Source organism: Emticicia sp. (assembly GCF_049241225.1).
GTDB lineage: Bacteria > Bacteroidota > Bacteroidia > Cytophagales > Spirosomataceae > Emticicia.
The window spans coordinates 3394-8789 of sequence record NZ_JBMLRC010000182.1; the positions used below are offsets into that span (position 1 = coordinate 3394).

Here is a 5396-nt window from a genome sequence, read left to right on the forward strand (position 1 = left end):
TTCGCTTAAAGCGAAGTCTTCCTTAAAATCAACGATAAAAATGTCAAACATAAATATAGATTCAATAAAAGCACAAACCTTCGATGCCATCGTTATTGGCTCGGGAATTAGTGGAGGATGGGCAGCTAAAGAGCTGACTGGCAAAGGATTACGCACACTCGTATTGGAGCGTGGACGTGAAGTAAAACACGTAACCGATTACCCAACGACCATGAAACAACCGTGGGAGTTTGAGCATCGTGGACAAATCACCAAAGAATTGCGTGATGCCAACCCAATTATCAGCAAATGCTACGCTTTTTATGAGGGAACAGAGCAGTTTTTTGTAAAAGATGCCGAGCACCCCTACGTCCAAGAAAAACCATTCGACTGGATTCGTGGCTACCAAACAGGAGGAAAATCGTTGATGTGGGCCAGACAAACCCAACGTTGGTCTGATTTTGATTTTGAAGGCCCAGCCCGTGACGGCTTTGCTATTGATTGGCCAATTCGCTACGCAGACATTGCTCCGTGGTATAGTTATGTAGAAAAATTTGCGGGTATTTCGGGCAACAAGGATGGCTTGCCAAACCTACCTGATGGTGAGTTTTTGCCACCGCACGAAATGAACTGCGTCGAAAAGCATTTTAGCCAGGCAGTAGCCCAAAATTACAAAGACCGCCACATTATTATGGGGCGTGCAGCTCACCTTACGCAACCCAAACAAATTCACTTCGACCAAGGGCGTGGTACTTGCCAACACCGCACCATTTGCGAGCGTGGCTGCCCGTATGGTGGCTATTTCAGTAGTAATTCCTCTACCCTACCGTGGGCGGCTCGTACTGGAAAAATGACACTTCGCCCTCATTCGGTGGTGCATTCTATCATTTATGATGAAAAGAAAGGTAAAGCTTCGGGCGTGAGAGTGATTGATGCCAACACCAAAGAAATGATTGAGTATTATGCAAAAATCATTTTTGTCAATGCCGCTGCTTTAAACTCAAATCTGATTCTATTAAACTCAACATCGAGCCGTTTCCCGAATGGCTTAGGTAATGATAGCGGTCTGCTCGGAAAATACGTGGCTTTCCACAATTACCGTGCAACTATTAATGCCGAATACGAAGGATATTTAGATAGCATGACCGATGGTCGTCGTCCGAATTCGCCTTATATTCCACGTTTCCGCAATGTATTTAAGCAAGAAACCGACTTTTTGCGTGGCTATGCAGCAGGTTTTGGTGCTGACCGATATACTAAAGACGATAGAAGCGGAATGGGCGAAGACTTGAAAAACGGTATTCTGAAACCTTACTTAAATAATGTTTGGAATGTAGGCTCGCACATGATGGGCGAGACAATTCCGAAAGAAAGTAATTACGTGGCTTTGGATAAAAACCAAAAAGACCCGTGGGGAATTCCGCAATTAAAAATCTCGGTCGATTATGACGATAACGACGTAAAAATGACCAAAGATTATTTCGACCAACTAAGCGAAATGTTCACAAAAGCTGGTTTTAAAAACATCAGAACCAACGACTCGAACCGCACACCTGGTTTAGATATTCACGAAATGGGCGGCGTAAGAATGGGCAAAGACCCTAAAACTTCGTTGTTGAATAAATGGAATGCACTGCACGCTTGCAAAAACGTTTTCGTAACCGACGGAGCATCAATGACCTCAACTTCAACCCAAAATCCGTCGTTGACGTATATGGCACTCACCGCTCGTGCGGCTGATTATGCAGTAAAAGAAATGAAAAAAGGGAATCTTTAACAAGATTCGCTAAATTCTATAAAAATCCGTCCCCTCGAAATGAGTTGACGGATTTTTAAATTTTCATTATTTTCAATTTATTTTGAATATTCTTAATTTTTCATATTTTCTAATTATTTCAAAATAATAATATATTTTATTTATATAATCTAATTAATATTTTCAATAAAATATACTTATTAGTCATTTTTTGGCATTTGAGTTAAATCATGCCTAATTTTGAACTTTTATAAGATAATCTAAGATAATGCAAAAACTCCTTTTTATAGACCGTGACGGTACGATTATAGATGAGCCAAAAACTGATTTTCAGATAGACTCACTCGAAAAATTAGAATTTCTTCCGAAAGCACTTTCTAATCTTCGCAAGATTGCCGAAGAAACTGACTATAAACTCATTATGGTTACTAATCAAGATGGACTCGGAACAGATTCTTTCCCCGAAGAAACTTTTTGGCCTGCCCATAACAAGATGCTGAAAACGCTCGAAAATGAAAATGTGCGTTTCTCGGCCATTCATATCGACCGTAGTTTCCCGCACGAAAACTTGCCAACTCGTAAGCCTGGAACGGGTCTATTAACTGAGTATTTTGATACCGAAAAGTATGACCTTACCAACTCTTATGTACTCGGCGATAGAGTAACTGACGTTCAACTGGCGGTAAATTTAGGTGCGAAAGCAGTTTTTATTACCGATGGATTGACGAATAATTTGATTGAGGGCTTTACTCCTGAACAAAAAGAAGCAACCAAATTGGTGACAAATGACTGGGATGAAATCTATGAGTTTTTGAAATTGCCAGCACGCACTGCTTTTATTGAAAGAAATACGAAAGAAACAAAAATAAAAATTGAGTTGAATCTTGATGGCACTGGAAAATCGGAGATTCATACGGGTCTTGGTTTTTATGACCACATGCTCGACCAAGTAGCTAAACATTCGGGTTCTGACCTAAAGATTTTTGTGGAAGGAGATTTACACATCGACGAGCACCACACCATTGAAGATACTGCTTTAGCACTTGGCGAAGCATATTTAAAAGCTTTGGGCGATAAAAAAGGCACTAATCGCTACGGTTTCTTATTGCCGATGGACGAGGCTTTGGCTCAAGTTGCGATTGATTTTTCGGGCAGACCGTGGTTGGTTTGGGATGCAGATTTCAAGCGTGAGAAAATCGGCGAAATGCCAACCGAAATGTTTTATCATTTCTTCAAATCGTTTTCGGATACTTCAAAATGTAATCTGAATATTAAATGTGAAGGCCAAAATGAGCATCATAAAATCGAAGCAATTTTCAAGGCATTTGCTAAATCTATCAAGATGGCCGTGAAAAGAAATTTGAATGAAATGAATTCTCTTCCGAGTACGAAGGGGGTGCTATAAATCTGCATTCGGAGTAATGAATATAATTAAAGATTAAGGATTAAAGATTAGCGATTGTAAGTATTTTTCATGATTCAAAAATCTTCACTCTCTAATCTTTAATCATCAATCGACAGTTTTTTTCCGTTCCCTTCGGCTCCACTCAGGGAACGGAAAAATATAGACTTCACTTAGGGGGCGTAAATCCCTACTTCATCCTATCAGGATTTTCACTCACAAAAGCAGACCATCCTTTTTTCTTTGAGCCGTTTCCTGTCAAAGCCTTCGTTTTTCCGTGCATATAATGACAAACTGCTACGCCCAAAGCATCGGTTGCATCTAAGTATTGTGATTCTAATTTAGTTTTTAACAAATGCTCCAACATATATGCTACTTGCTCTTTGGTAGCATTTCCGTTTCCTGTAACCGACTGCTTCACTTTTTTGGGTAAATACTCTACAATCGGCACCTCACGTTGCAAAGCCGCCGCAATAGCCACTCCTTGAGCTCGGCCAAGTTTTAACATCGACTGTACATTTACCCCATAAAATGGAGCTTCAATGGCCATTTCGTCGGGTAGGTATTCGGTGATTAGCTGCGTGATTCGCTCAAATATTTTCTTTAACTTTATTTCGTGTGAAGTATATTTGTCAAGTTTTATGACACCGTATTGAATAAGCGTTAAAGCACTTCCTTGTACGGAGATAATTCCGTAGCCCATCACACGTGTACCTGGGTCAACCCCTAATATTATTTTATCTTGATTCATAGATGCAAATTAACTCAAAAATCTCATATCTAACTTCAAGCAAAGGCATAAGGTGGATAAAAACTGCTTTATTCTTCGTTATGCTGTTGTTGATATATATGCTTGTAGTTGGTAAGATTGATAGTTTTGAGCAGATTAAGCAAAGCCTAAACATATTATTCCGACCCAAAAGTATTGTGTTGCTGTGCTGCATCATTTTGCTAACGCCACTCAATTGGGCATTAGAAGCTTGGAAATGGCAAAAATTAGCTTCAAAAGTAGAACAAATAAGTTTTTCGGAGGCATATCGAGGCGTTTTGATTGGTCTTACGTTTTCGACGGCCACCCCGATGATGATTGGAGACTATGCGGGTAAAATCTTGATGCTCAAAAGCGATAAGCGTCTGCAAAGTATTGGTGCGATTCTACTCGGCAATAGCTTACAAATGTATGTTTCACTGCTTTTCGGCACATTGGGATATTCGTTTTTTATTCTACACAGTAAACCTTCGCCTTTGATTGTCCATAGCATTGCCATAATCATTCTGGCTGGGTGTTTAGTTTTTGGTGTATTTCTTAGTTATCACCTTTCGGATATTCAGGTGTTTTTATCGAAAAACCGCTTTTTTGAATACCTAAAAAAGTATTTGGGCATTTTAGAAAACTTTACAATCGACGAACTACGAAACTTATTTTTAATTGCCACTGCTCGCTACTTAGTTTTTAGCTTTCAGTTTCTTTTGATGTTTAAGATTTTTGAAATCAACCTTTCTAATACTGTTTTATTGGCTGGAATAAGCATCATTTTCTTAACCAAAACCATCATTGCTGCTATTAACGCTTTAGGAGACTTAGGCATACGTGCCTTAACTTCAATCTATTATTTTAGCTATTTCGGGGTCGATATTGCAGCTATTTCATCGGTAACTTTTATGATTTGGTTAGTAAATGTACTTTTACCCATCATATTCGGCAGTATTTTTATTCTACAACTAAAACAAAGTAGTCCACGGTCAATAGTCGACAAGTCCACAGAAAGTTAATGGGCTTATAAACAGCCTCTTAGCTATTTATAGAATTGTCGATTATATAAATCTTATTACTTAACTACTAAAAACGCTTAAAATGATTCTTTCGATACTACTATTAATTATTGGCTCTCTGTACTTTCTGATGACCACAGGCTTGGTAATCATCTGGAGTAAAAATCGAAAGGTATCGTTTATCGACAAGAACTTTATGGCTGATACACTCGTTATTTCGGTCATTATTCCAGTCAGAAACGAAGCAAAAAACATACTTTCATTACTACAAGATTTGGAAAGGCAGACACTTGCGAAAGAAAAATTTGAAGTAATTGTAGCTGATGATGATTCGACAGATGATACAGTGGCCATTGTCAGAAACTTTCAACAAACAACAAAACTCAATTTGGTCATCAATCAATTGCCGCCCAAAACCAATAATACTTCACCCAAAAAACGAGCGATTGACTCTTCTATCAAACTGGCCAAAGGTGAGTTGATTAC

General features: G+C 38.8%; 5 protein-coding genes. 4 read left to right on the forward strand and 1 reads right to left on the reverse strand.

The window, feature by feature from the left end; translation table 11 throughout:
- The first annotated feature begins 40 nt into the window (after positions 1–40).
- Both ACOVO2_RS10290 and hisB read left to right on the forward strand, forming a co-directional pair.
- On the forward strand, positions 41–1756 hold the full coding sequence (locus tag ACOVO2_RS10290; RefSeq protein ID WP_421769886.1) for a GMC oxidoreductase: 1716 nt from the start codon (positions 41–43) through the stop codon (positions 1754–1756).
- 247 nt (positions 1757–2003) lie between these two features.
- Positions 2004–3140 (forward strand): bifunctional histidinol-phosphatase/imidazoleglycerol-phosphate dehydratase HisB, encoded by a 1137-nt coding sequence (gene hisB / locus ACOVO2_RS10295; protein ID WP_421769883.1) that lies wholly within the window; start codon positions 2004–2006, stop codon positions 3138–3140.
- A 187-nt stretch (positions 3141–3327) separates the two neighbouring features.
- Here the strand turns inward: hisB and ruvC are convergent, their stop codons facing one another.
- Positions 3328–3888: a crossover junction endodeoxyribonuclease RuvC gene (ruvC, locus tag ACOVO2_RS10300; RefSeq protein ID WP_188765892.1), complete on the reverse strand. Its 561-nt coding sequence runs from the start codon at positions 3886–3888 to the stop codon at positions 3328–3330.
- Between the two features lie 2 nt (positions 3889–3890).
- On the opposite strand from ruvC, the gene ACOVO2_RS10305 reads away from it, so the two are divergent.
- The gene (locus ACOVO2_RS10305) at positions 3891–4910 is read left to right on the forward strand and encodes a lysylphosphatidylglycerol synthase domain-containing protein (RefSeq protein ID WP_421769884.1); all 1020 of its coding nucleotides are present in this window, start codon (positions 3891–3893) and stop codon (positions 4908–4910) included.
- A gap of 82 nt (positions 4911–4992) precedes the next feature.
- The coding region (locus tag ACOVO2_RS10310; RefSeq protein WP_421769885.1) for a glycosyltransferase at positions 4993–5396 on the forward strand (404 nt) is incomplete at its 3' end.